Below are 20253 nucleotides of genomic sequence, written 5' to 3'. Positions count from 1 at the left end.
CGAACAGCCCCCGCAGCACCGCCACCTTCGAGAACCAGCCGCCCGTCGTGCGCGCTCGGATCCACTCGGAGGCGCCGGTGGCCCGCCGAGCCGTCCCGACGGCGCCGGCCCGGCAGCGCGACGTGACCGACTTCGTGCCGTCGCCGGCCGGCACCCCGCGCAAGCACCGCGGCCGGAAGCTCGGCAAGGTCGCGATCGTCGGCTTCGCCGGTGCGCTGGTCGCCACCATGGCCCTGCCCGCGTACGCCTTCTCTCCGGGCACCGAGACCGACAGCCCCTTCGCCGCCTCGCAGGCCGATCTCCTGCGTCAGGGCGACGCCCAGACCGTGGCCGTCGCCGGGAGCGTCGTGCAGAACGCGATCGCGCGCGACGCGTTCTCGGCCGAGGCCGCTCCTCCGCCCCCGCCGCCCCCCGAGCCGGAGCCCGTGGTCGAGCCCGTCGTGGACACGGACGACGTCGAGGAGGCCCGCGCCGAGACGGCGGAGGAGTTCAACTCCTACGACGGCGCCTCGGCGGCGGAGCTCGCCGCGTCGGCCCCGACCACCGGGTACAGCCTGTCGGCGGTGTTCAACACCGCGCTGCAGTACCAGGGCGTGCCCTACGTCTTCGGCGGCGCGGACCCGAGCGGCTTCGACTGCTCCGGTCTGGTCATGTACGTGTTCGCGCAGTACGGCATCTCGATGCCGCACTCGGCGGCCGGCCAGGCCGCGATGGGCACCCGCATCCCGGAGTCCGAGGCGCAGCCCGGCGACTTGGTGATCATGCCCGGCCACGACGGCTTCTACGCGGGGAACGGCAACATCCTCCACGCGCCCTACGCCGGGGCGAGCGTCCGCGTGCAGCCGATCTGGACGTCGGACTACTACATCGTGCGCATCGCCGGCTGACCGCCTGCCGCGCACCCGCGAGCCCGCTCCCTCTCCGGGGGCGGGCTCGTCCGCGTTCCGGGCGTCGTCGATGTGAAATGCGGATGACGAATTCCGGCGAACCTCTGGTGTTTCGCGGGGGAAGGAATACTCTGAACCCCACTCCGCTCGAACGGCGGAGCGGTTCGTCGAGGGACGGAGTGCCGGGATGGCCGAGCGGAACGGGCACCACTCAGTGGGGCTGCGTTCGCGCGTGCGGCGGACCGACTCGATCCGGGCGGGGATCCTCTCCGCGTCGGTGCACTCCTCCGACACGCGGATACGTCACCACGACTCGACGCGGCGCTCTGCCGCGGGCCCGAAGGGCGCCGTCACCACGACGGCGCCCTTCTTCGCGTTCTGGGCGATGCCGCGCGGCGACGACCGAGGCACGGTCGGAGGTCACTGATGCGCACCCTGGTTCTCAACGCCGGCTACGAGCCCCTCGCGGTCGTCTCGTTCAAGCGGGCACTGGTCCTGCTGATGACCGAGAAGGCGACCGTGATCGAGGCCGACGAGGACAATCCGGTGCACGGTGCGGCCGGCGACTACGTGCGGCCCTCCGTGATCCTGCTGACCCGCTACGTGCGGATCCCGAGCTCGCGGACGGTACCCGTGTCGCGCCGCGGGGTGCTCCGGCGGGACAACCACCGCTGCGGCTACTGCGGGACGCACGCGAACACCATCGACCACATCCAGCCGAAGTCGCGCGGCGGGCGCGACACGTGGGAGAACCTCGTCGCCTGCTGCCACCGCTGCAACAACACCAAGAGCGACCGCACGCCGGCCGAGATGGGCTGGCACCTGCGCACCGTGCCCCGCGTGCCGCGGGCCGGCTCCTGGCTGGTGCGCGGGGCGGAGCGCATGGAACCGGAGTGGAACGGCTATTTGGCTCCAGCTGCCTGAGCCGTGAGATGCCACTCCGGTACGAGGTGACCGGAGTGTCGCCCACCGGAGTGACATCTCGCGGAGGCCTCGTCGGACCGGCCGACCGCTCTACCGGACGCGGTGCGAGGGGCGGCTTCCGCAAGGCGGAGGAGGAAGCCATACCGGCGGTATCGCGCCCGACGACAACGCCGCGGAAGGCGTCCCTCGCGCCGCGTCATTCGTTGTCGCCGCCCGTGGCGGTGCTGGCGTTGCCCGAGCGCTCGCCGGACCAGGTCCAGTTCGCGACCTCGGGGAGGTCCTCGCCGAACTCGCGGGTGTAGGCGCGGGCGCGGAGGCGGGCGTCCTGCATCTCCTGGCGGAGGCCGGCGGCGCGGGAGCCGAGGCCGGGAGTGCGGTCGATGACGTCGATCACGAGCGAGTAGCGGTCGAGGTCGTTCAGCATCACCATGTCGAACGGAGTGGTGGTGGTGCCGTTCTCCTTGTAGCCGCGCACGTGCAGGTTCTGGTGTCCGGTCCGCTTGTAGGTCAGGCGGTGGATCAGCCACGGGTAGCCGTGGTACGCGAAGACGACGGGGCGATCGGGAGTGAAGACCGCGTCGAACTCGCGGTCGGAGAGACCGTGCGGGTGCTCGGACTCGGACATCAGCCGCATGAGGTCGACGACGTTGACGGTGCGGATCGCGAGGTCCGGCAGCTTCTCGCGGAGGATGCTGACGGCGGCGAGGGTCTCGAGCGTCGGGACGTCGCCCGCGCACGCGAGCACGACGTCCGGGGACTCGCCCTCGCGCTCGCTGCTCGCCCACTCGAGGATGCCCAGACCGCGCGTGCAGTGCGCGACGGCCTCGTCCATCGTGAGCCACGCGGGGGCGGGCTGCTTGCCCGCGACGACGACGTTGACGTAGTCGACGCTGCGGAGGCAGTGGTCGTAGACCGAGAGCAGCGTGTTGGCGTCGAAGGGCAGGTAGACGCGCACCACCTCCGGCTTCTTGTTGACGACGTGGTCGATGAAGCCCGGGTCCTGGTGGCTGAAGCCGTTGTGGTCCTGGCGCCAGACGTGGCTCGAGAGCAGGTAGTTCAGGCTCGCGATGGGTCGGCGCCACTCGATCTCGCGGGTGCCGTTCAGCCACTTCGCGTGCTGGTTGAACATCGAGTCGATGATGTGGATGAAGGCCTCGTAGCAGGTGAAGAGCCCGTGCCGGCCGGTGAGCAGGTAGCCCTCGAGCCAGCCCTGGCACTGGTGCTCCGAGAGCACCTCCATGACCCGGCCCACGCGCGCGAGGTGGTCGTCCAGGGGGCTGAGCTCGCCCTCCCACTGCTTGTCGGTGGCGGCGTAGACGCTCTGCAGGCGGTTGCTCGCGACCTCGTCGGGACCGAAGATCCGGAAGTTCACCGGGTTCTCGCGGATCACGTCGGCGAGCCACTCTCCGAGCACCTTCGTCGCCTCGGCGACCGTGCCGCCGGGAGACTCGACGACGACCTCGTAGCGGCGGAAGTCGGGCAGGCGGAGGGCCTGGCGCAGGAGACCGCCGTTCGCGTGGGGCGTGGCGCTCATCCGCAGCTCGCCCTCGGGAGCGAGCGAGCGCACGCGCTCGGCGATGCCGCCGCTCGCGGTGAAGAGCTCCTCGGGACGGTATGAGCGGAGCCAGTCCTCGAGGAGGCGGGTGTGCTCCTCGGTGTCCCGTGCGTTGGCCAGGGGGACCTGGTGGGCGCGGTAGGTGCCCTCGACCTGCACCCCGTCGATCTCGGCGGGGCAGGTCCAGCCCTTGGGGGTCTTGAGGACGATCATCGGCCAGGCCGGCCGCGTCAGGTCGCCGGCGGCGGCGCGCTCCTTGATGGCGGCGATGCGGTCGAGCACCGTGTCGAGGACCTCGGCGAAGCGCTCGTGCACGCGCATCGGGTCCTCGCCGTCGAAGCCGCCCTCGACGAGGAAGGGCTCGTGGCCGTAGCCGCGCAGCAGGCTCTCGAGCTCCTCGTACGGGATGCGGGCGAGGATCGTGGGGTTCGCGATCTTGTAGCCGTTGAGGTGCAGGATCGGCAGGACCACTCCGTCGGTCGCGGGGTTCACGAACTTGTTGGAGTGCCAGCTGGTGGCGAGCGGTCCCGTCTCGGCCTCGCCGTCGCCGACGACCGCGGCGACGAGGAGGTCCGGGTTGTCGAAGGCGGCTCCGTACGCATGGCTGAGCGCGTAGCCGAGCTCGCCGCCCTCGTGGATGCTGCCCGGGGTCTCGGGAGCGGCGTGGCTGGGGATGCCGCCGGGGAAGCTGAACTGGCGGAAGAGGCGGCGGAGGCCGTCCTCGGTCTCGTCGATGTGCGAGTAGATCTCGCTGTAGGTGCCGTCGAGGTAGGCGTTGGCGACCATGCCCGGGCCGCCGTGTCCCGGTCCGGTGATGTAGAGCGTCGACTGGCGGCGCTCGCGGATCGCGCGGTTGAGGTGCGCGTAGATGAGGTTGAGGCCCGGAGTCGTGCCCCAGTGGCCGAGCAGGCGCGGCTTGATGTGGTCGCGGGTGAGCGGCTCCGTCAGCAGGGGATTCGCCAGGAGGTAGATCTGGCCGACCGCCAGGTAGTTGGCGGCGCGCCACCAGGCGTCGACGGTCTCGAGGGTCTCCTGCGTCAGCGGCGCGTCAGCGTCGCGGGCGGCCCAGGTGTGCGCCGAGGCGGAGGGGAGGGCGGTGATCGTCTGCGCGGTGCTGGTGGATGCGGCCATGCGGCCACGCTTCCAGGCGACCGCCCCGTGCGGTAGGGCCTTGCGGCGCTCCCGCTCGTGACGGTCGGATGCGGGGTGCTGCTCCGGCGAGCTCAGCCGCGGGGAGTGGCGCGGCGGAGGACCCGCCAGCCGCTGAGGGCCGCGATCGCGGTGGGGACGAGCAGCAGCGCGAAACCGCCGGTCGGGCCGACCGCTTCGAGGGCGAGCCGCACCGAGTCCCACGTGCCCGTGAGGCTGATCAGGGCGACGACGGCGACGGCGACCGCGGCGAGGCCGATCCAGAAGACCGTCATGCCCACCGCTCGCCAGCGGACGTACACGGACGCGGTCGCGGCTCCGGCGAAGAAGAAGAACAGGAACAGGACGAAGACCCCGAAGGCCCGCTCGACCCACGAGATGCCGCCGAAACCGACGACCCGGAACAGGATGCCGCCCATGCCCCAGCCGTTCGTCGCCGACTCGATCGCGGCCATGACGGTGTAGAGCACGGTCCAGCCGGCGGAGAGGAGGAGGAAGGTGAGAGCGCTGCCCCAGTAGAAGTCGCGCCGCGTGGATCCGTAGCCCAGCGCCAGGCCGAAGGTGATGTTCACCGCCTGGATCGCGACGACGAGCATGTAGATGAAGATGAACGCGCCCGGTCCGGAGACCTGGACGCCGGACTCGCCGCCGACGCTGTCGGCGCCGATGGTGCGCAGGACGACCCAGAAGATCGCGAGGCTGCCGAGGAAGATCGCGGCGAGGATCCCCAGCGGCGTGTAGAGCAGCGTCGCGGGGTTGGCGAAGTGGAGGCGGACGATGCGGAGCAGTCGGTCGGAGGTGCCGAGGTGCCGTACGGGGGCCGTGGTCGTCATGAGGCGTCCTTCCCTGAGGGGGTCGTGCTCGTGAGCTGCACCACGAGCTGCTGGAGGGAGACGGGCTCGAGCTCGAGCCCTGCGGCTGCGGCCTGGGCCCGGCCCGAGTGGTCGAGGCGGGGGGGTGTCGCGGAGGCGAGTCCGCCGACGCCGCTGCGCGAGAGCACCTCGCGACCGGACGTGAACGCGTCGACCGCGCTGCGCGTGCCGACCACCGTGGCGGCCGAGCCGCGCAGCTCCTCCGCATCGCTGTCGACGACGAGCCGGCCCTCGTCGAGGACGAGGACGTGCTCGAGGAGGCTGCTGACCTCGTCGATCAGGTGCGTCGAGAGCACGACGGTGCGGGGGTGCTCGGCGAAGTCGGCGAGCAGGCGGTCGTAGAAGAGCTGCCGGGCGACGGCGTCGAGGCCGAGGTAGGGCTCGTCGAAGAAGGTGAGCGGGGCGCGGGAGGCGAGGCCGACGATCACTCCGACGGCCGAGAGCTGCCCTCGCGAGAGCTTCTTGACCCGGCGGTTCAGCGGCAGTCGGAAGTCGCTCGCGAGCTCGTGGGCGAAGGCGTCGTCCCAGTCCTCAAAGAACCACGGGGCGCTGCGCAGGACGTGCTTCACCTGGAAGTCCTCGGGGTACTTCTGGCTCTCCTTGATGAAGCAGGTGCGGGAGAGGACGGCGGCGTTCTCGACGGGCGCCGCTCCGAAGACGCGGATGTCGCCGGAGCTGGCGAACTCCTGACCGGTGAGGAGGGACATGAGCGTCGTCTTGCCGGCGCCGTTGCGGCCCAGGAGGCCGTGGATCCGGTTCTCGTCGAGCGCGAAGCCCACGTCGCGGATCGCGTGCATGCTGCCGTAGTTCTTGCTGAGGCCGGCGACCTCGATGACCGCGCTCATCGCGATCCCCCTTCGCTGATCATGGTGGCGAGCTCCTCGCGGGTGAGGCCGAGCTTGGCGGCCTCGGCGAGCAGCGGTGCGACGAACTGGTCGCGGAACTGCGTGCGGCGCTTCTCGACCAGCCGGTCGCGGGCGCCCTCGGCGACGAACATGCCGATCCCCCTCTTCTTGTAGAGCACCCCGTCATCGACGAGCAGGTTCACGCCCTTCCCGGCGGTCGCCGGGTTGATGCGGTGGAACGCGGCGAACTCGTTCGTCGAGGGGACCTGGGTCTCTTCGGGGAGCGCCCCCGCGATGATGTCGTTCTCGATCTGCTCGGCGATCTGCAGGAAGATCGGCCGCGAGTCGTCCATGGGTGCTCCTTCCTGCACGACATTGGTTCTGTGGTTAGTTGGTGCAGTAACTAACCAAGCAGGTCGGGGCTCCGCTGTCAACGGCGGCTTCGGGGGAGGGGTGGGCGACGGGTACACTGGCTCGGCCAGCCTCTGTAGCTCAATGGAAGAGCGACTCCGTCCTAAGGAGCAGGTTGGGGGTTCGAGTCCCTCCAGGGGCACCGTGCAGTCATCTTTCGAGGCCCGCGCCGGAGACGGATGCGGGACCGGCGGTTACTCCGCTGCTGCGCAACCCGAGCTGTGGATAGTGGAGACCGCTTCCTCTCGAGCGTGCTGGCCGTTCCGTCGGTGTGGGCGCTGACGCGATCCCTCACCGTGTCGCAGCATCCCGCGGGCACTGAGTGACCGACTCCTCGCACGCCCTCCCAAGAGGGCACGCCGGGGACGGCGGCTGTTCGCGAGGATGGGCACGGTCTGCGGGGAGGGAACCCGCTGCTCGGAGGTGGATGTGGGAGCGGCCGGTCATTCCGCCGGGCTCGAGGAGCGACGACTCCGCGCCGTGGCGTCGGAGCACGATCGTCTGGCGTCGGAGGCGCGGGACGCCGCAGAGCGCTGGATGATCGCGCACCGGACCGAGCGTCAGGTCGCCGGCAGTCTTGCACCGCTCTCCGCCGCGGGGTACACGTTCCTCCACGACCGCGGCTGGCCGGGGTCGCGGTCCCGAGCGCAGATCGATCATGTGCTCGTCGGTCCGGGCGGGCTCTTCATCGTGGACACCAAGGCCTGGGCGGACGTCGAGATCTCGGCGGGCCGGATCTTCCGCGGTCAAGCGGACGTCACGGAAGATCTCGCGGGCCTCGCGGACGTCGGCTACCGGACCGAAGCGGTGATGGCGGACCTGGGGCTGGCTCCGGGGGAGGTGCACGTGCTCGTCGTGCTGGCCGGACGCAGCACACCCGCCGTCGAGGTGGGCGGCGTGGTCGTCATCGGCGAGAAGCGGGCCGCTCTGCACATCAACTCGCGAGGACGTCGGCTGACGGACATCCAGGTGAACGCGGTACTGACCGCCGCCCTCGGCCACTTCCCGGTTCTGGGGGCGTCGCCGGTCCCTGTGCACGCGGCCATCCCCGATCCTGTCCTGCCCGAGGCCGAGCCGGAGCCTCTCGTCGACGTCGAGGAGGTGACGGAGATTCTCCACGCCGGGCTCCTGGCCGCGCCCATCGAGGAGTGGATGGCGTTCCTCCACCCCGGGCAGGCCAGGCTCGTCCGCCGCGGCTTCAACGGGCCGGCACGCATCCGCGGGGCGGCGGGGACCGGCAAGACCGTCGTGGGCCTGCATCGGGCGGCCTACCTGGCGCGCTCCCAGCGCAGCAGAGTGCTCGTCACCTCTTTCGTGCGGACGCTGCCCGACGTGCTGGGAAATCTTCTGGCGAGACTGGCTCCCGATGCGGTGGACTCGGTCGAGTTCGCAGGCGTCCATGCGTTCGCTCTGCGGCTCCTCGCTCAGCGCGGCGTCCGCGTCCGCCTGGACGGCCCGCAGATCGAATCGGCCTTCTCCTCCGCGTGGCTGCGCGTCGGCGCGGGTGCCGCCCTCGCTGCGATCGAGCCGAACCCGAACTACTGGCGGGACGAGATCGGCTACGTCATCAAGGGCCGAGGCCTGACGCGGTTCGACCAGTACGCGGACCTCGTCAGGACGGGCCGCCGCCGCCCGCTGACTGTCGATCAGCGTCGCGAGGTGTGGCGGCTGTTCCTGGCCTATGAAGCCGGGCTCCGACGGCGGGGCGTTCACGACTTCGGTGACGTCATCCTGCAGGCCGAGGCCTCGCTGCGTGCGACGCCTCTCGAGGAGTACGGCGCGGTGATCATCGACGAGGCGCAGGACCTCACCTGCGCGATGGTGCGCATGCTGTTCCTGCTGACGGGCGACAGGGCCGACGGGCTCACCCTCATCGGGGACGGGCAGCAGACCATCTACCCGGGTGGGTTCACGCTGTCCGAGGCAGGCGTCTCGATCGCGGGGCGAGGCGTCGTGATGTCGACCAACTACCGCAACACGAGGGAGATCGCCGACTTCGCGGCCGCCCTGGTCGCGGGCGACGAGTTCGCGGACATCGAGGGGGACATCGGCGGTCGGGACCTCCTCGGCGAGGTGCCGCGGTCGGGACCGGTTCCCGTCTCCCGGAGCTTCACCGCCCGTGCGGCTCACGATCGGGAACTGGTCGAGCACGTCGCGGGACTCGACTGCCGACCCGGTGACGTCGGCGTCCTCTGCCTGACGAATCAGGGGGTGAGGGATGCGGTCCGAGTGCTCAACGGAGCGGGGATCCCCGTCCTGCAGCTGACGGAGTACGCGGGGCTGCCGGTCGACGCGGTCAAGGTGGGCACGATCAAGCGGGCGAAGGGCCTCGAGTTCAAGCACGTCCTCCTGCCGCGCGTGCCGCCGCCTCTCCTCGAGAGCGCGGTCTCCGAGGACGAGACGTGGACCATCCGTCGGCGCGAGCTCTACGTCGGGATGACCCGCGCGCGCGACAGTCTCTGGATCGGGGCGTGTCCCTGACTCGGAGCGTCGACGCTGTCCGCCCTGTCTTGGACGCGCCTCCGGGGCCCCCAGCGGGTCCGGCTACGAGGCGAGCGCAGCGCCCGCGACGGCCGAGGTCCCGAGGTCGCTCTTCGGCAGCGCCTCGCCCGCGGAGATCGCGCGCATCAATTCGTTCGTGGTGCCGACGGCCGCGAAGTTCGAGTTCAGCAGCGCGAGCAGCGTGGTGTGGACCGTCTCGGCGTCGACGGAGCCGGCCGCGTTCGAGATCGCGATGGCGCCGGTGGCGTCCGAGAGCACCTCGGCGGCGAGTCCGTGCGTCTCGGCCTCAGCGGCCGAGGCGAGGATGCAGTTGTTGGTCATGTAGCCGACCAGGGTGATGGTGTCGACGTCGCGCTCGCGCAGCCAGGCGAGCAGGTCGGTGCCGGCGAAGACCGTGCCGTACTGCTTGGTGATCGACGTCCAGTCGTCGGTGCGGCGGCGCTCGATCTCGGGGTGGAGCTCGAAACCCTCCGTCCCGGGGGCGAAGACCGGAGCGCCCTCGCCCGCGCTGTGCTGGAAGGCGGCGATCGGGAGGCCGGCGGCGGTCGCGGCGTCGATCACGGCGGCGATCCGGGGGAGCGAGGAGGCGTGCGGGGGGAAGCGGATCTCGAGGGGTCCGGCGAAGTACTCCTGCTGGACGTCGACGAGGATCAGGGCGCGGCGGGGAGTGGTCATGGTGTCTTCTCCAGGGGTCGGGGGCGGTCCTCCGATCCTGATGGTCGTCAGGCGGCCGGGCCAGTGGCACGACGGCGGCCCTACGATGGATACGGGCCAAAGGGAGGAGGTCACCGTGCACATCGCGATCCACGCCGTCGACGGTGTGACGATGTTCCACCTCTCGGTGCCGCAGATGGTCTTCGACGAGGTGCGGCGGCTCGGCCTCGCCCAGTGGGAGACGGTCCTGTTCGCCGACCGGCCGGGGACGATCCGCACGGCCGAGGGTTACACGATCGCCGGGGTGCACGGACCGGAGGCGGCCGCCGCAGCAGACCTCGTGGTGATCCCGTCCTGGATCGACGACGGTCGCGCGCCCGGCGGGACCCTCGCGCGCGTGCTGCTCGACGCGCACGAGCGCGGCGCGCGGATCGCGGGCCTCTGCCTCGGCGCGCTCGTCCTCGCCGACGTCGGGCTGCTCGACGGACGCGCGGCGGTGACGCACTGGCAGGCGGCAGCGGGCATGGCGGCGCGCCACTCGACCATCGCGGTCGACGCCACCGCGCTCTACCTCGACCTCGGCGACGTGCTGACCTCGGCGGGCACCGCCTCGGGGCTGGACGCGTGCCTGCACATCGTCCGCGGCGCGCTGGGTGCGGAGGCCGCCAACCGGGTCGCACGCAGTCTCGTCGTCGCACCGCACCGCGAGGGCGGGCAGGCGCAGTACATCGAGCGGCCGCTGCCCCAGGAGCCGACGGACGACCGCATCGCGCGCGCCTCCGCCTGGGCCCTGGCGCACCTCGAGGAGGAGCTGGGCGTGGATCGGCTGGCGGCCGAGGCGCTGATGAGCCGGCGCTCGTTCGTACGGGCGTTCCGCACGGCGACGGGGACCACTCCGGCCGCCTGGGTGCGCTCGCGCCGACTCGACGAGGCGCGCCGGATGCTCGAGACGACCGACCTGCCGATCGACCGGATCGCGACCGCCTGCGGTTTCGGGAATCCGGTCACCTTGCGGCAGAACTTCGCGCAGGCGTTCGGCAGCACGCCGTCCGGCTACCGGAGTCGCTTCGGCGCGGCCTGAGCCACCGGAATCGCCGAGGCGGAGCGTGTGTCGCCGCGAGGGTGACGATGATCACTGCTGCCGGGAGGAATTCGCCTCAGTCCCCTCGTCCGCGGAGCTGTCGGAACTGCTCGCGCACATACCGAGGGTGAACGAGTTCGCGCCAAGCCCAGCCGGCCCAGGACACGTTCAGCTCCGGCATCTGCTGCTTCCAGATGGAGGCTGCAGAGCCGGTGGCTCCCGCGACAGCAGCGGCGCACGTGAGCAGAGAGTGGAGGAGTCCTGATCGCTCGAGAGAGAGGACGCCGATGAGCGCCGCCAGGACGAGAACGCCTGTGACGATGAACCCTGTCCGCCGTCTCGGTGCACGTCCTCTACCTATGAGCAGCCCCGCGAGGAGGCCTCCGGCGATCGCTGCGGTGGTGATCATGCGCCTGGGCCGATGTTCACGTCCCTCGGCAGAATGCGTTCGTGCATGAGTGTCCTCCAGATATCGCGTCGACACCTGACTCGACCTGCTCGATCAAACAAACCTGAGGGAGCATCATATCCACTTGCCGGGCGATTCACCTCCCGCGGAAGGAGTGGTACCGCCTGGAACGAGGCAAGCTGCCGTCGCGCGAAGCAACCGGTGATCGGGCGGATCCTGGATCTCTCCCCAGTGGCCGAGGCGAGGAGGACCCTCGGTGTCCTCTTCGAGACACCTGAAGGTGCTCACCCTGCTGCTCTCGGTGGTGTGGGCGCGGGCCGTCGGTGACACAGCGGCAGCGTCGCCCGATCGAGCGGCCGTGGGATCCGACGACCGGGGGAGGGCGAGCACTCGTCTCGCGGCCTCCAGCGCCCGAATCCTCGCCTGCTCGTGCGGAGGATGCGTCCGATTCAGGGCGCCCCGAGGGTGTTCGGACGGCCTTCGCTCAGGCGGGACCGGGATGATCGTCGCTGATACCCGACGGAAGGTCTTCTGTGAGCACTCTCAAGCGCATCCTCAGCATGGCGTCGAAGGCGCTCGACTCGAAGAGCTCGACGAGCTCCGCCGCGCGCCCCGCCTCCTCGAGCGGAGGGACGGACTGGCGCGACCTGGTCCGCACCGCCGCCGACAAGGTGACGGGCGACTCCCGCCCCGCGCCCCAGTACGGCGCCCCCGCGCACCGTACCTCCTCCCGGCCGCAGGACGCCCGCCCCGGGCAGCCGGTCGTGTCCGCGGAGGATCGCGCGGCGATCGCCCGCTACGACTACCTCCTCCGCACCGCCGACCCCGAGCAGCTCGAGCAGGTGCACCGCGACGCGTTCGCGAAGCTGACGCCCGCGCAGCGTTCGCAGGTCGAGGCGCGCCTGCGCGACGAGCTGCCCGTGAACGAGCAGCCGCGCTCCTCCGCGCCCGACGACCTCGCTCGTGCGGCCACGCGCGGCGAGGCGCAGAACCCGGGCTTCCTCAAGAAGATGTTCTCGAAGCCCGGCACCCGGGGAGCCCTCGCGGGTGCCGGAGTCGGTGCCGTCGCGGGCGTGGGCCTCGGTGCGGCGGGCGGCCTGCTCGCGGCGGTCGCCGGTGGCGCCGTGCTCAGCAGCGTCGGCGGCTCCCTCCTGCAGGGTGTCGATCTCGAGGGCCTCAGCGGCTTCGGCGACCTCGGGGAGTTCGGCGACATCACCGGTTCGGCGGGCGACTTCGTCTCGGGCGCGGGTGAGCAGGTGTCGGGGCTCGGCGAGCAGGTGTCTGACTTCCAGATGCCCGACCTCGGCGACCTCGGGTCCTTCTTCGATCGCTAGGCCGCCGGGCGGCTGAGGCAGCGGGCAGCTGCGACCGCGGGACCGCGGGACCTACGACCCGGATCCCTCCGCGGGCGCCTGACGGGCGCGGCGCCGCACGAGCAGTGCGAGCGCCGCGCCGACGATCCCGACGAGCAGCAGCGCGGCTCCGGTGATCGCGACGGCCGTCGTCGACCAGTCCGGCAGGATGCGGATCACGGTGCCGTCGAGCAGCGTCCAGTCGCACGACGCGCCGAGCGGCCACCACGACCACGATCCGCGCAGCAGCTCGCCCTCCTCTGCGGGGACACGCCCGACGCTCGCCAGGCACGCGGCGTCGAAGCCCTCGCGGGTGAGCGTCGCGTACTGCAGCGGCACGAGCGCGAGGAGCGCGAGCCCCGCGAGCGCGACGACACCGGAGGCGAGAGCCGCCAGCCGTCGGGGCGCGACTCGTCGACGGGCGGTCGGGCGGTCGCGGGTCGGCTCGCTCATCCTCCGATCGTGCCACGCGGGAGCTGCGGACCGGCCGAGGAGGACCTAGGCCTCGAGCACCGTCGCCTCGAGCCACTCGAGCATCGCGCCCTCTCCGCGGAGCCGGACGGACACGTCCTCGTCACGGGGGAAGACCAGCTCGCTCAGGACCAGGGCGCCGCCGTCGGCGAACACCTCGACCGAGGTGGCGTCGACCCACACGTCGATCTCGAGCCGCTCACCCGACAGCGGTGCTGACGACACCGAGGCGAACGCGTCCGAGAAGCCCGTCTCGCCCGACGCGCGGCGATCGATCGACAGGACCCCGCCTCCGAGGCGCACGACCGGGCCATGGGAGCCGTCCTCGGACCCGCGCAGGACGATCTCCACCGGGGAGTCGCTGCGGACGGCGAGCCGCAGCCGCAGGGCCCGGCCGCACGCCTGCTCCGGCAGCTCGATCGCACCGAGCTCCTGCGGACCCACCCGGTACGACACCGGCTCGTGGAGCTCCGCGGCGGGCAGCTGCACGAGGCGTTCGCCGCGGAGCGAGAGCCGGCGGGGGAGGGCGGCGGATCCGCGCCACGGTGACGTGGGGACGGCGTGCGCGTAGTCCCAGTTGCTCATCCAGCCGATCATCACGGGCTCGGGGGAGCCGGACACCGTGACGCCCGCGTAGAAATCGCGACCGCGATCGAGCCAGTCCCACGACGTCGCGGTGAAGGACGTGCCGTCGAAGTCCCCGACGAAGTACTGCATCCCCGAGCCGCCCGACGGGTGCCCCGGGTTCATCGAGAGCGCGAGCACCCATCGGCCGTCGAGTGGGAACAGGTCGGGGCACTCCCAGATGCCGTCCGTGGCGCCGGCCGGCCCGAAGACCGAGAGGGGGGTCCACGACAGCAGGTCGTCGGAGCGGAACAGGTGCACCTGGCGGTCCAGGGCCTCGACCGCGGCGAGGATCCAGTGGTCGCCGTAGCGGATCACCTTCGGATCGCGGAAGTCGGTCGTGCCGCGGTCGAGGACGACGCCGTGCTTCGTCCAGGTCTCGCCGCCGTCCAGGCTCCAGGCGAGGGCCTGCGACTGGCTCCTCTCGCGCGCCGAGGTGTAGAGGGCGACGAGCGGAGGCTCGTCGACCGATCCGAACCCGGAGGAGTTCGCGTGGTCGACGACGATCGAGCCCGAGAAGACGCCCTCGTGCTCGTCGTGCAGGAGCGCCACGGGGTGCTCGGTCCAGGTCCGGAGGTCGGTGCTGGAGGCGTGGCCCCAGCTCATGTCGCCCCAGTCTGCTCCGTTGGGGTTGTGCTGGAAGTACAGGTGGTAGCGCCCGCCGAGGAAGACGAGCCCGTTCGGGTCGTTCATCCAGTGGCGAGCGGGTGCGAAGTGCACCGCGGGCCGGGTGGAGAGGGTGGTGGCGGTCATCCCTTGACTCCCGTCGAGGCGATCGAGTTGACGAAGGAGCGCTGGAAGGCGATGAAGAGGGCCACCACGGGGAGGGTGATCATCGAGCAGTACGCCATGATCTGGCCCCACGAGGTGTTCAGCTGCGAGAAGTACTGCACGCCCAGCATCACGGGGCGCAGCTCCTCCGTCTGGATCACCATCAGGGGCCAGAGGTAGGAGTTCCAGGCGGGGAGGAAGGTGAGGATCGCGACGGTCGCGACGGCCGGTCCGGCGAGCGGCATGACGACCTTGCGGTAGATGGTGAACCAGCCGGCGCCGTCCATCCGCGCGGCCTCGTCCAACTCCTTCGGGATCGACTCGAAGTACTGGTGGAACAGGTAGATCGAGAACGCGTTCACGAGGAAGGGCACGATCTGCACCTGGTAGGAGTCGAGCCAGCCCTTCGTCACGAAGACGCCGAGGCTGTCGACGCCGAGGTTGGGCAGCTGGTTGACCCACCACACCAGCGGGAGGGCCAGGGTCTCGAACGGGATGATCAGCGTGGCGATGATCAGCGTGAGGATCGCGCCCTTGAACGGGATGCGCATCCGCGAGAGGGCGAAGGCGGCCAGGCTGTTGATGACGACCCCGAGGATCACCGTCACGGCCGAGACCCCGATCGAGTTGATCAGGAAGCGGGCCGCGGGCACCCGGTCGAACACGGCGGAGTAGTTGTCGAACGAGACGTTCCCGATCGGCAGGAACGCGGCGAGCGAGCCCAGGTCGCCGAAGATCTGCGAATCGGGCTTCAGCGACGAGACGAGCATGAACAGCAGCGGGAACGCGAACACGACGACGAGGGCGACGCGCGCGAGCCAGCCGTACCAGCCGACGCGCGGGGAGGGGGAGGCGGAGCGCTTCCGGCGGGGCCGGACGGCGGTGACGAGGGCCATGGTCATGCCTTCTCTCTGGTCAGGAAGCGCTGCGCGCCCGAGATCACGAGGACGATCGCGAAGAACACGAGCGAGATCGCGGAGGCGTAGCCCGTCTCCTGCTGGCGGAAGCCGGATTCGACGGCCTCGAACACGACCGTGGTGGTCGAGTCGAGCGGTCCGCCCTGGGTCATGACGCTCACCTGGGTGAAGAGGCTCAGCGCCGAGATGGTGATGGTGACGAGGATGAGGCTGCGCGTGGCGCGGAGCCCCGGCCAGGTGATGTACCGGAAGCGCTGCCACGGGCTCGCGCCGTCGATGTCGCCCGCCTCGTACAGCTCCTGCGAGATCGTCTGCAGGCCCGAGAGCCAGATGATCATGTGGAAGCCGACGCCCTGCCAGACCGACATGAGGATGATCGACGGCATCGCGGTCGCCGGGTCGCCCAGCCAGTCCGGCCCCTGCACGAGGCCGAACGTGACGTTCGAGAGCAGCGTGTTGAGCAGTCCGTCCTGCTGGTACATGAAGCTCCAGAGGAGCGAGACGACGACCATCGAGGTGACGACCGGCAGGAAGTAGATCGTGCGGAAGAACGTGGTGCCGCGGACCCGGGTGTTGATCAGTATCGCCATGACGAGCGCGAGACCGGCCTGCAGGGGGACCACGACGACGCCGAAGTAGAGCACGTTCAGCAGGGCCCGGCCGAAGGAGGCGTCCTGGAACAGGCGGACGAAGTTGTCCGCGCCGCTGAACGCCGCCGGGTTGGGCGAGATCAGACGAGCGTTGGTGAACGCGAGTCCGAAGGCCAGACCCGCCGGGATGAGCACGAACAGGAGGAGGAGGACGAGAGCGGGGGCGACCATGGCGAGGCCGACCCGCTGCTCCGAGCGCAGGCTCCGGTCCGCCCCGGGGCGGGGACGGCCGGGGCGGACGGGGAGCGCCGCGACGGCGACCGGCTCGGGTGGAGCGACGGAGGGTGAGGTGGTGGAGGTCATCGGGCGGCGCTCGCCGTCACTTCTGGGTGTAGCCGTCGTTGGAGGCGATGTTCTGATCGATCGCCTTCACCGCCGCGTCGAGGGTGGACTGCGGGTCGGCGCCGTCGAGGATGTCCGAGACGGCCGAGCCGAACTCGGTGGCGATGAACGGGTACGCCGGGGTCTCGGGGCGCAGGACCGCGAAGCGCTGCGAGTACTCGCGCAGGTCGGCCAGCTCGCCGCCGTCCTCGTAGCCCTCGACCAGCTGTGCGGCCTCGGTGGAGGCGGGGATGGTGCCGGTGGCCTCGGCGACCGCGGCCACGTTCTCGGGCTGCAGCGAGAAGGCGAGGTAGTCCATCGCGGCGTCGGGGTCCGAGCATCCGGTGGTCACGCCCCACTGCCAGGAGCCGCCGCCGATCTTGGGTCCGGTGCCGAGGTCGACGCTCGGAAGGGCGACCAGATCGTCGCCGAAGACCTCGCGCGAGGAGGCGTAGGCCCAGCTGCCCGAGTAGGTGATGGCCGACTTCCCGGCCTGGAAGTCGAGCGTGGCGTCCTCACCGCTCTTCTTCGCGATGTACCCCTCCTCGACGAGGCTCTGGAACCAGTCCGCCCAGGCGACGGCCTCGGGTCCGTTGAGCACGCCGTCGGCGCTCTGGTAGTCCGTCCGGTCGATCAGGTCGCCGCCCGCCGACTGGAGGAAGGGGGAGTAGGCGTAGGGCAGCCACTCGCCGGTGCCGGCGGTGCCGAGGTCGAGCGGGTGGTCCCACTGCCCGGTGGCCTTCAGGGTGGCCAGAGCGGAGTCGAACTCGTCCTTCGTCCACGGGGCGTCGACGGTCGGTACGCGGATGCCGTTGGCCTCGAGGACCGAAGTGCGCGAGAGCATCGTCAGGGCGACGTCGTAGTAGCCGATGGAGTAGGTCTCGTCGTTCCAGACGCCCTTCACCGAGGGGAGGAAGGTGTCGAGTTCGACCCCTTCGAGCTCGAGGGGCGCGAGGTACTCGGCCCAGGCCCAATTGGGCACGTTGGGGCCGTCGATGTCGACGATGCAGGGCAGCTTGCCGCTGGCGGCTGCGGCGACGACGGAGTCGTTGTACGAGTCCTGCGGGAAGGCCTGGACCTTCACCGTGGTGGCGTCCTGACTCGCGTTGTAGTCGTCGACGATGCTCTGGATCGCGTCGAGCTCCGCGTCGTTGCCGGCGTTGTGCGTCCAGAGCGTGATCTCTCCGTTCGCGCCGTCTCCGCCGCTCGAGCGGGTCGCGCAGCCGCCCAGCCCGGCGACGAGGGTGACGAGGGCGACGGAGGCCGTCGCGAGGCGCAGGGGTGACTTCTTCACCGTGTTCTCCTTCGAACTGTGGGCGCTAAATTGATTTAGCAGGAGGAACGTAGCACGGCGGCGGCGCACCGCCAAGAGGTCTGCTGAATCGATTCTCTAACGGGGTCGGAGTACGGCGCTCGTAGGATGGACGCGTCCGGCGACGAGAGGGGTTCCGTGCGATCACCACGACGGGTGACCATCGCCGACGTCGCAGAACGCGCGGGGCTCTCGAAGACCTCGGTCAGCCTGATCCTGAACGACCGCCCGGGGTCACGGCTCTCGGCCGACGCCGTCGAGCGCGTCCACGCGGCCGTCGCCGAGCTCGGCTACCGACCCGACCCCGCGGCGCGGAGCCTCCGGCTCGGCACGACGCGCACGATCGGCTTCCTCTCGGACGAGGTCACGGTGACCCGCTTCGCCTCGGCGATGATCCGCGGCGTGCTCGACGCGGCCGAGCACCGCGAGCACACCGTGCTCATCGCCGAGACGGGACGCGATCCGCGCAAGACGGCGCCCGCGCTCGATGCGATGCTCGACCGCCGCGCCGATGGCGTCATCGTGGGACTGATGGGCGCGAAGCAGATCGACGTGCCTCCCGTCGCGGGTGATGTCCGCGTGGTGCTGCTGAACGCCTCCAGCCCGACCGGCGAGCCGGCGATCCTGCCGGACGAGGAGGAGGCGGGGCGGGCGATCGCCCGCCAGCTCCTCGACGCGGGCCACCGGCGGATCGCCCTGATCGGCGATTCCCCGGCGGCCGCGACGAACCCGCGGGTGTCGGTCACCGTCGGGGCGCGGTTCGCGGGTCTCGACGCCGCGTTCGCGGAGGCCGGGGTGCGCCTGATGGAGCGCGTGCTGGTCGAGCCGTGGGAGCCGGCCGGCGGCTTCGACGCGATGCGCCGACTCCTGCAGGGTCCCGAGCTGCCCACCGGGGTGGTGTGCCTCAACGACCGTCTGGCCTTCGGCGCCTACCAGGCGCTGCAGGAGGGGGGTCTGCGGATCCCCGAGGACGTGTCGGTCGTCTCGTTCGACGACGACGAGATCGCGTCGTACCTGCGCCCGGGTCTGACGACGGCGCGCATCCCCTACGAGGAGATGGGGCGCCAGGCGGTCGATCTGCTCCTGGGCGGAGGCGAGGGGCGCAGGCTCGTGCCGATGCCGATCGTGGTGCGCGGGTCGGTCGCCCCGCCGCGGTCCTAGACGCGACGACCCCGCGGCTCACGTCGGGCCTCACGCCTCGAGGGTGCTCCGCACGGGCGGCGACGACCGCGGCCCCGTACTCTCGGAGCATGGGGACTCTCTTCTCGCTGCTGACCGTCGTGCTGATGGTCCTGGCGCTCGTGGACGTCGTGCGCCAGCCGGACAACGTGGTCCGGAACCTGCCCAAGATCGTGTGGATCCTGCTGATCGTGTTCATCCCGCTCATCGGCGTGACGATCTGGTTCCTGCTCGGCCACGAGTGGAAGCGGGGCGACGGCGGGTCCTTCGTCCCCGGCGGGCGCGCGCCTCGGCAGCGCCGACGGCCGGCGGCGCCGCAGACGATCGTCGTGCGGCCCGCTCAGAAGTCGACGGAGGAGCAGCTCGCCGATCTCGAGCGCGAGGAGGCGCACTACGCCCGCCTCGCGGAGGAGCAGCGGCGCCGGCTCGAGGGCGAGCGGCCGCAGGACGCCTGAGGCCGTCGTCGGCGCGGGCGGACCCGCGCCGACTCCGACTCAGCCGGTGGTGGCGAAGTTCGAGGCGCTCCACTGCACCGAGGCGATCTTGGCCTGGCCGGCGATGCTGGGATGGAAGTAGTCGACCTTGCCGATGAGGCTGCTGGTGACCGGAGTGGCGGTCAGCGCTCCACCGTCGTAGTCGCAGAGCGTGCCGGCGGCGGCGCAGGCGTTCTGCAGAGCGGTGTTGTACTGGGCGGTCCGCGTCTTGGCCGCGGCGGCGGAGGCGCTGGCGGCCGTGGTGCTCAGCTTGCCGCCGGTGGCGGAGACGCCGCGCGTGGTGCGGCAGATGTTGCCCGAGGACCAGATGACGGCTCCGAAGCCGCTCTTGACGACGGCCCACTCGCCCGCGACGTTGGGCATGGAGGCCAGCACGATCTTCGCCGCGGGCCAGGTGCTGCGGATCTTGGTGATCGCGGTCGACGCCGACGCGCTGAAGGTCGCGGCGGGCGTCATCGTGTAGCCGTCGGCCGCCACCGGGTTCTTCGCCGAGCACAGGTCGTTGCCGCCGATCAGCAGGGTCACGACGTCGGGCTTCACTCCGGCGGCGACGGCGGTGTCGACACGGGAGGGGACGGCGGCGATGAGGTCGCCCGAGACCGAGTAGTTGGCAGCCGTGACCGTGGTGCCGGGGTTCGCTGCGCGCAGGCGCTGGGTGAAGGAGTTGACGGTGGTGTTCGTGCCGGTCGACCAGTTGTTGCGCGGGCAGTCGGCGAACGAGCCGCAGGTGCCGTAGCCCTGGGTGACGGAGTCGCCGAGGGCGAGCACGGACAGCGTGGGCGTCGCGGCGGACGCGGCACCGGCGGGCACCAGGGCGGCGGTCAGGGCGAGGACGGCGCCGGCGGCCAGAGCGGCGAGGCGGCTCCTCCCGGC

Annotated in this window: 18 protein-coding genes and 1 tRNA gene; 8 read left to right on the top strand and 11 right to left on the bottom strand. The window is 71.0% G+C overall.

The annotated features are described in order from the left end of the window. Positions 1-47: 47 nt before the first annotated feature. Positions 48-887, top strand: a complete 840-nt coding sequence (locus tag NB037_RS14205; RefSeq protein WP_251946758.1) for a C40 family peptidase — start codon at positions 48-50, stop codon at positions 885-887. Positions 888-1313: 426 nt separating this feature from the next. After that, positions 1314-1811: an HNH endonuclease gene (locus NB037_RS14200; RefSeq protein WP_207405932.1), complete on the top strand. Its 498-nt coding sequence runs from the start codon at positions 1314-1316 to the stop codon at positions 1809-1811. Positions 1812-2007: 196 nt separating this feature from the next. On the opposite strand, the gene NB037_RS14195 is transcribed toward NB037_RS14200, so the two are convergent. The 4 genes from NB037_RS14195 to NB037_RS14180 all read right to left on the bottom strand — a co-directional run bounded on the left by NB037_RS14195 (position 2008) and on the right by NB037_RS14180 (position 6585). Further along, positions 2008-4497, bottom strand: coding sequence for a phosphoketolase family protein (locus NB037_RS14195; protein ID WP_251946755.1), 2490 nt, complete (start codon positions 4495-4497; stop codon positions 2008-2010). Positions 4498-4589: 92 nt separating this feature from the next. Beyond that, on the bottom strand, positions 4590-5348 hold the full coding sequence (locus NB037_RS14190; RefSeq protein ID WP_251946753.1) for an ABC transporter permease: 759 nt from the start codon (positions 5346-5348) through the stop codon (positions 4590-4592). Next, positions 5345-6232, bottom strand: coding sequence for an ABC transporter ATP-binding protein (locus NB037_RS14185; protein ID WP_251946751.1), 888 nt, complete (start codon positions 6230-6232; stop codon positions 5345-5347). Before NB037_RS14185 ends, NB037_RS14190 begins: the two co-directional genes overlap by 4 nt. After that, positions 6229-6585, bottom strand: coding sequence for a GntR family transcriptional regulator (locus NB037_RS14180; protein WP_207405940.1), 357 nt, complete (start codon positions 6583-6585; stop codon positions 6229-6231). Before NB037_RS14180 ends, NB037_RS14185 begins: the two co-directional genes overlap by 4 nt. A gap of 128 nt (positions 6586-6713) precedes the next feature. On the opposite strand from NB037_RS14180, the gene NB037_RS14175 reads away from it, so the two are divergent. Together NB037_RS14175 and NB037_RS14170 are read left to right on the top strand one after the other, a co-directional pair. Continuing rightward, positions 6714-6785: transfer RNA gene (locus tag NB037_RS14175), tRNA-Arg, on the top strand. A 338-nt stretch (positions 6786-7123) separates the two neighbouring features. Further along, positions 7124-9124: a nuclease-related domain-containing DEAD/DEAH box helicase gene (locus NB037_RS14170; RefSeq protein ID WP_251946749.1), complete on the top strand. Its 2001-nt coding sequence runs from the start codon at positions 7124-7126 to the stop codon at positions 9122-9124. A 63-nt stretch (positions 9125-9187) separates the two neighbouring features. On the opposite strand, the gene NB037_RS14165 is transcribed toward NB037_RS14170, so the two are convergent. Beyond that, positions 9188-9820, bottom strand: a complete 633-nt coding sequence (locus NB037_RS14165) for an isochorismatase family protein (protein ID WP_251946747.1) — start codon at positions 9818-9820, stop codon at positions 9188-9190. A gap of 115 nt (positions 9821-9935) precedes the next feature. Between NB037_RS14165 and NB037_RS14160 the strand changes: the two genes are divergently transcribed. Beyond that, on the top strand, positions 9936-10880 hold the full coding sequence (locus NB037_RS14160; RefSeq protein ID WP_251946745.1) for a GlxA family transcriptional regulator: 945 nt from the start codon (positions 9936-9938) through the stop codon (positions 10878-10880). Between the two features lie 942 nt (positions 10881-11822). Beyond that, complete coding sequence (locus NB037_RS14155) at positions 11823-12623, top strand: cation-transporting ATPase (RefSeq protein WP_251946744.1); 801 nt, start codon at positions 11823-11825, stop codon at positions 12621-12623. Between the two features lie 51 nt (positions 12624-12674). Here NB037_RS14155 and NB037_RS14150 read toward each other — a convergent pair whose 3' ends face one another. The 5 genes from NB037_RS14150 to NB037_RS14130 all read right to left on the bottom strand — a co-directional run bounded on the left by NB037_RS14150 (position 12675) and on the right by NB037_RS14130 (position 17689). After that, a complete protein-coding gene (locus NB037_RS14150; protein WP_251946742.1) occupies positions 12675-13094 on the bottom strand; it encodes a hypothetical protein in 420 nt (139 codons plus the stop codon). Positions 13095-13139: 45 nt separating this feature from the next. Next, the gene (locus NB037_RS14145) at positions 13140-14489 is read right to left on the bottom strand and encodes a glycoside hydrolase family 32 protein (RefSeq protein WP_251946740.1); all 1350 of its coding nucleotides are present in this window, start codon (positions 14487-14489) and stop codon (positions 13140-13142) included. Further along, positions 14486-15277, bottom strand: coding sequence for a carbohydrate ABC transporter permease (locus NB037_RS14140; RefSeq protein ID WP_251946757.1), 792 nt, complete (start codon positions 15275-15277; stop codon positions 14486-14488). The genes NB037_RS14145 and NB037_RS14140 overlap by 4 nt, the downstream gene beginning before the upstream one ends. A gap of 128 nt (positions 15278-15405) precedes the next feature. Beyond that, complete coding sequence (locus NB037_RS14135) at positions 15406-16377, bottom strand: carbohydrate ABC transporter permease (protein WP_251946738.1); 972 nt, start codon at positions 16375-16377, stop codon at positions 15406-15408. A gap of 16 nt (positions 16378-16393) precedes the next feature. Continuing rightward, positions 16394-17689 (bottom strand): sugar ABC transporter substrate-binding protein, encoded by a 1296-nt coding sequence (locus NB037_RS14130; protein ID WP_251946736.1) that lies wholly within the window; start codon positions 17687-17689, stop codon positions 16394-16396. 174 nt (positions 17690-17863) lie between these two features. Here NB037_RS14130 and NB037_RS14125 point away from each other — a divergent pair, with 174 nt between their 5' ends. Both NB037_RS14125 and NB037_RS14120 read left to right on the top strand, forming a co-directional pair. Further along, complete coding sequence (locus tag NB037_RS14125) at positions 17864-18868, top strand: LacI family DNA-binding transcriptional regulator (protein WP_251946735.1); 1005 nt, start codon at positions 17864-17866, stop codon at positions 18866-18868. Between the two features lie 89 nt (positions 18869-18957). Further along, entirely contained in the window at positions 18958-19341 is a 384-nt protein-coding gene (locus NB037_RS14120; RefSeq protein ID WP_251946733.1) for a PLD nuclease N-terminal domain-containing protein, read from the top strand. A 39-nt stretch (positions 19342-19380) separates the two neighbouring features. Here NB037_RS14120 and NB037_RS14115 read toward each other — a convergent pair. Then, positions 19381-20253 (bottom strand): SGNH/GDSL hydrolase family protein (locus NB037_RS14115; protein WP_251946731.1); only part of this gene is annotated, 873 nt, incomplete at its 5' end.

Origin of the sequence: Rathayibacter rubneri, assembly GCF_023743255.1 — a bacterium.
GTDB classification, from domain to species: domain Bacteria; phylum Actinomycetota; class Actinomycetes; order Actinomycetales; family Microbacteriaceae; genus Rathayibacter; species Rathayibacter rubneri.
This window is presented reverse-complemented; position numbering and strand designations above follow the sequence as displayed.

What these genes read in the sequence shown, in the direction of transcription:
- NB037_RS14200 (WP_207405932.1), top strand. Translation starts at nt 1,314, where the DNA reads ATGCGCACCCTGGTTCTCAACGCCGGCTACGAGCCCCTCGCGGTCGTC.
- NB037_RS14195 (WP_251946755.1), bottom strand. Translation starts at nt 4,497, where the DNA reads ATGGCCGCATCCACCAGCACCGCGCAGACGATCACCGCCCTCCCCTCC.
- NB037_RS14190 (WP_251946753.1), bottom strand. Translation starts at nt 5,348, where the DNA reads ATGACGACCACGGCCCCCGTACGGCACCTCGGCACCTCCGACCGACTG.
- NB037_RS14185 (WP_251946751.1), bottom strand. Translation starts at nt 6,232, where the DNA reads ATGAGCGCGGTCATCGAGGTCGCCGGCCTCAGCAAGAACTACGGCAGC.
- NB037_RS14180 (WP_207405940.1), bottom strand. Translation starts at nt 6,585, where the DNA reads ATGGACGACTCGCGGCCGATCTTCCTGCAGATCGCCGAGCAGATCGAG.
- NB037_RS14165 (WP_251946747.1), bottom strand. Translation starts at nt 9,820, where the DNA reads ATGACCACTCCCCGCCGCGCCCTGATCCTCGTCGACGTCCAGCAGGAG.
- NB037_RS14150 (WP_251946742.1), bottom strand. Translation starts at nt 13,094, where the DNA reads ATGAGCGAGCCGACCCGCGACCGCCCGACCGCCCGTCGACGAGTCGCG.
- NB037_RS14145 (WP_251946740.1), bottom strand. Translation starts at nt 14,489, where the DNA reads ATGACCGCCACCACCCTCTCCACCCGGCCCGCGGTGCACTTCGCACCC.
- NB037_RS14140 (WP_251946757.1), bottom strand. Translation starts at nt 15,277, where the DNA reads ATGCTCGTCTCGTCGCTGAAGCCCGATTCGCAGATCTTCGGCGACCTG.
- NB037_RS14135 (WP_251946738.1), bottom strand. Translation starts at nt 16,377, where the DNA reads ATGACCTCCACCACCTCACCCTCCGTCGCTCCACCCGAGCCGGTCGCC.
- NB037_RS14120 (WP_251946733.1), top strand. Translation starts at nt 18,958, where the DNA reads ATGGGGACTCTCTTCTCGCTGCTGACCGTCGTGCTGATGGTCCTGGCG.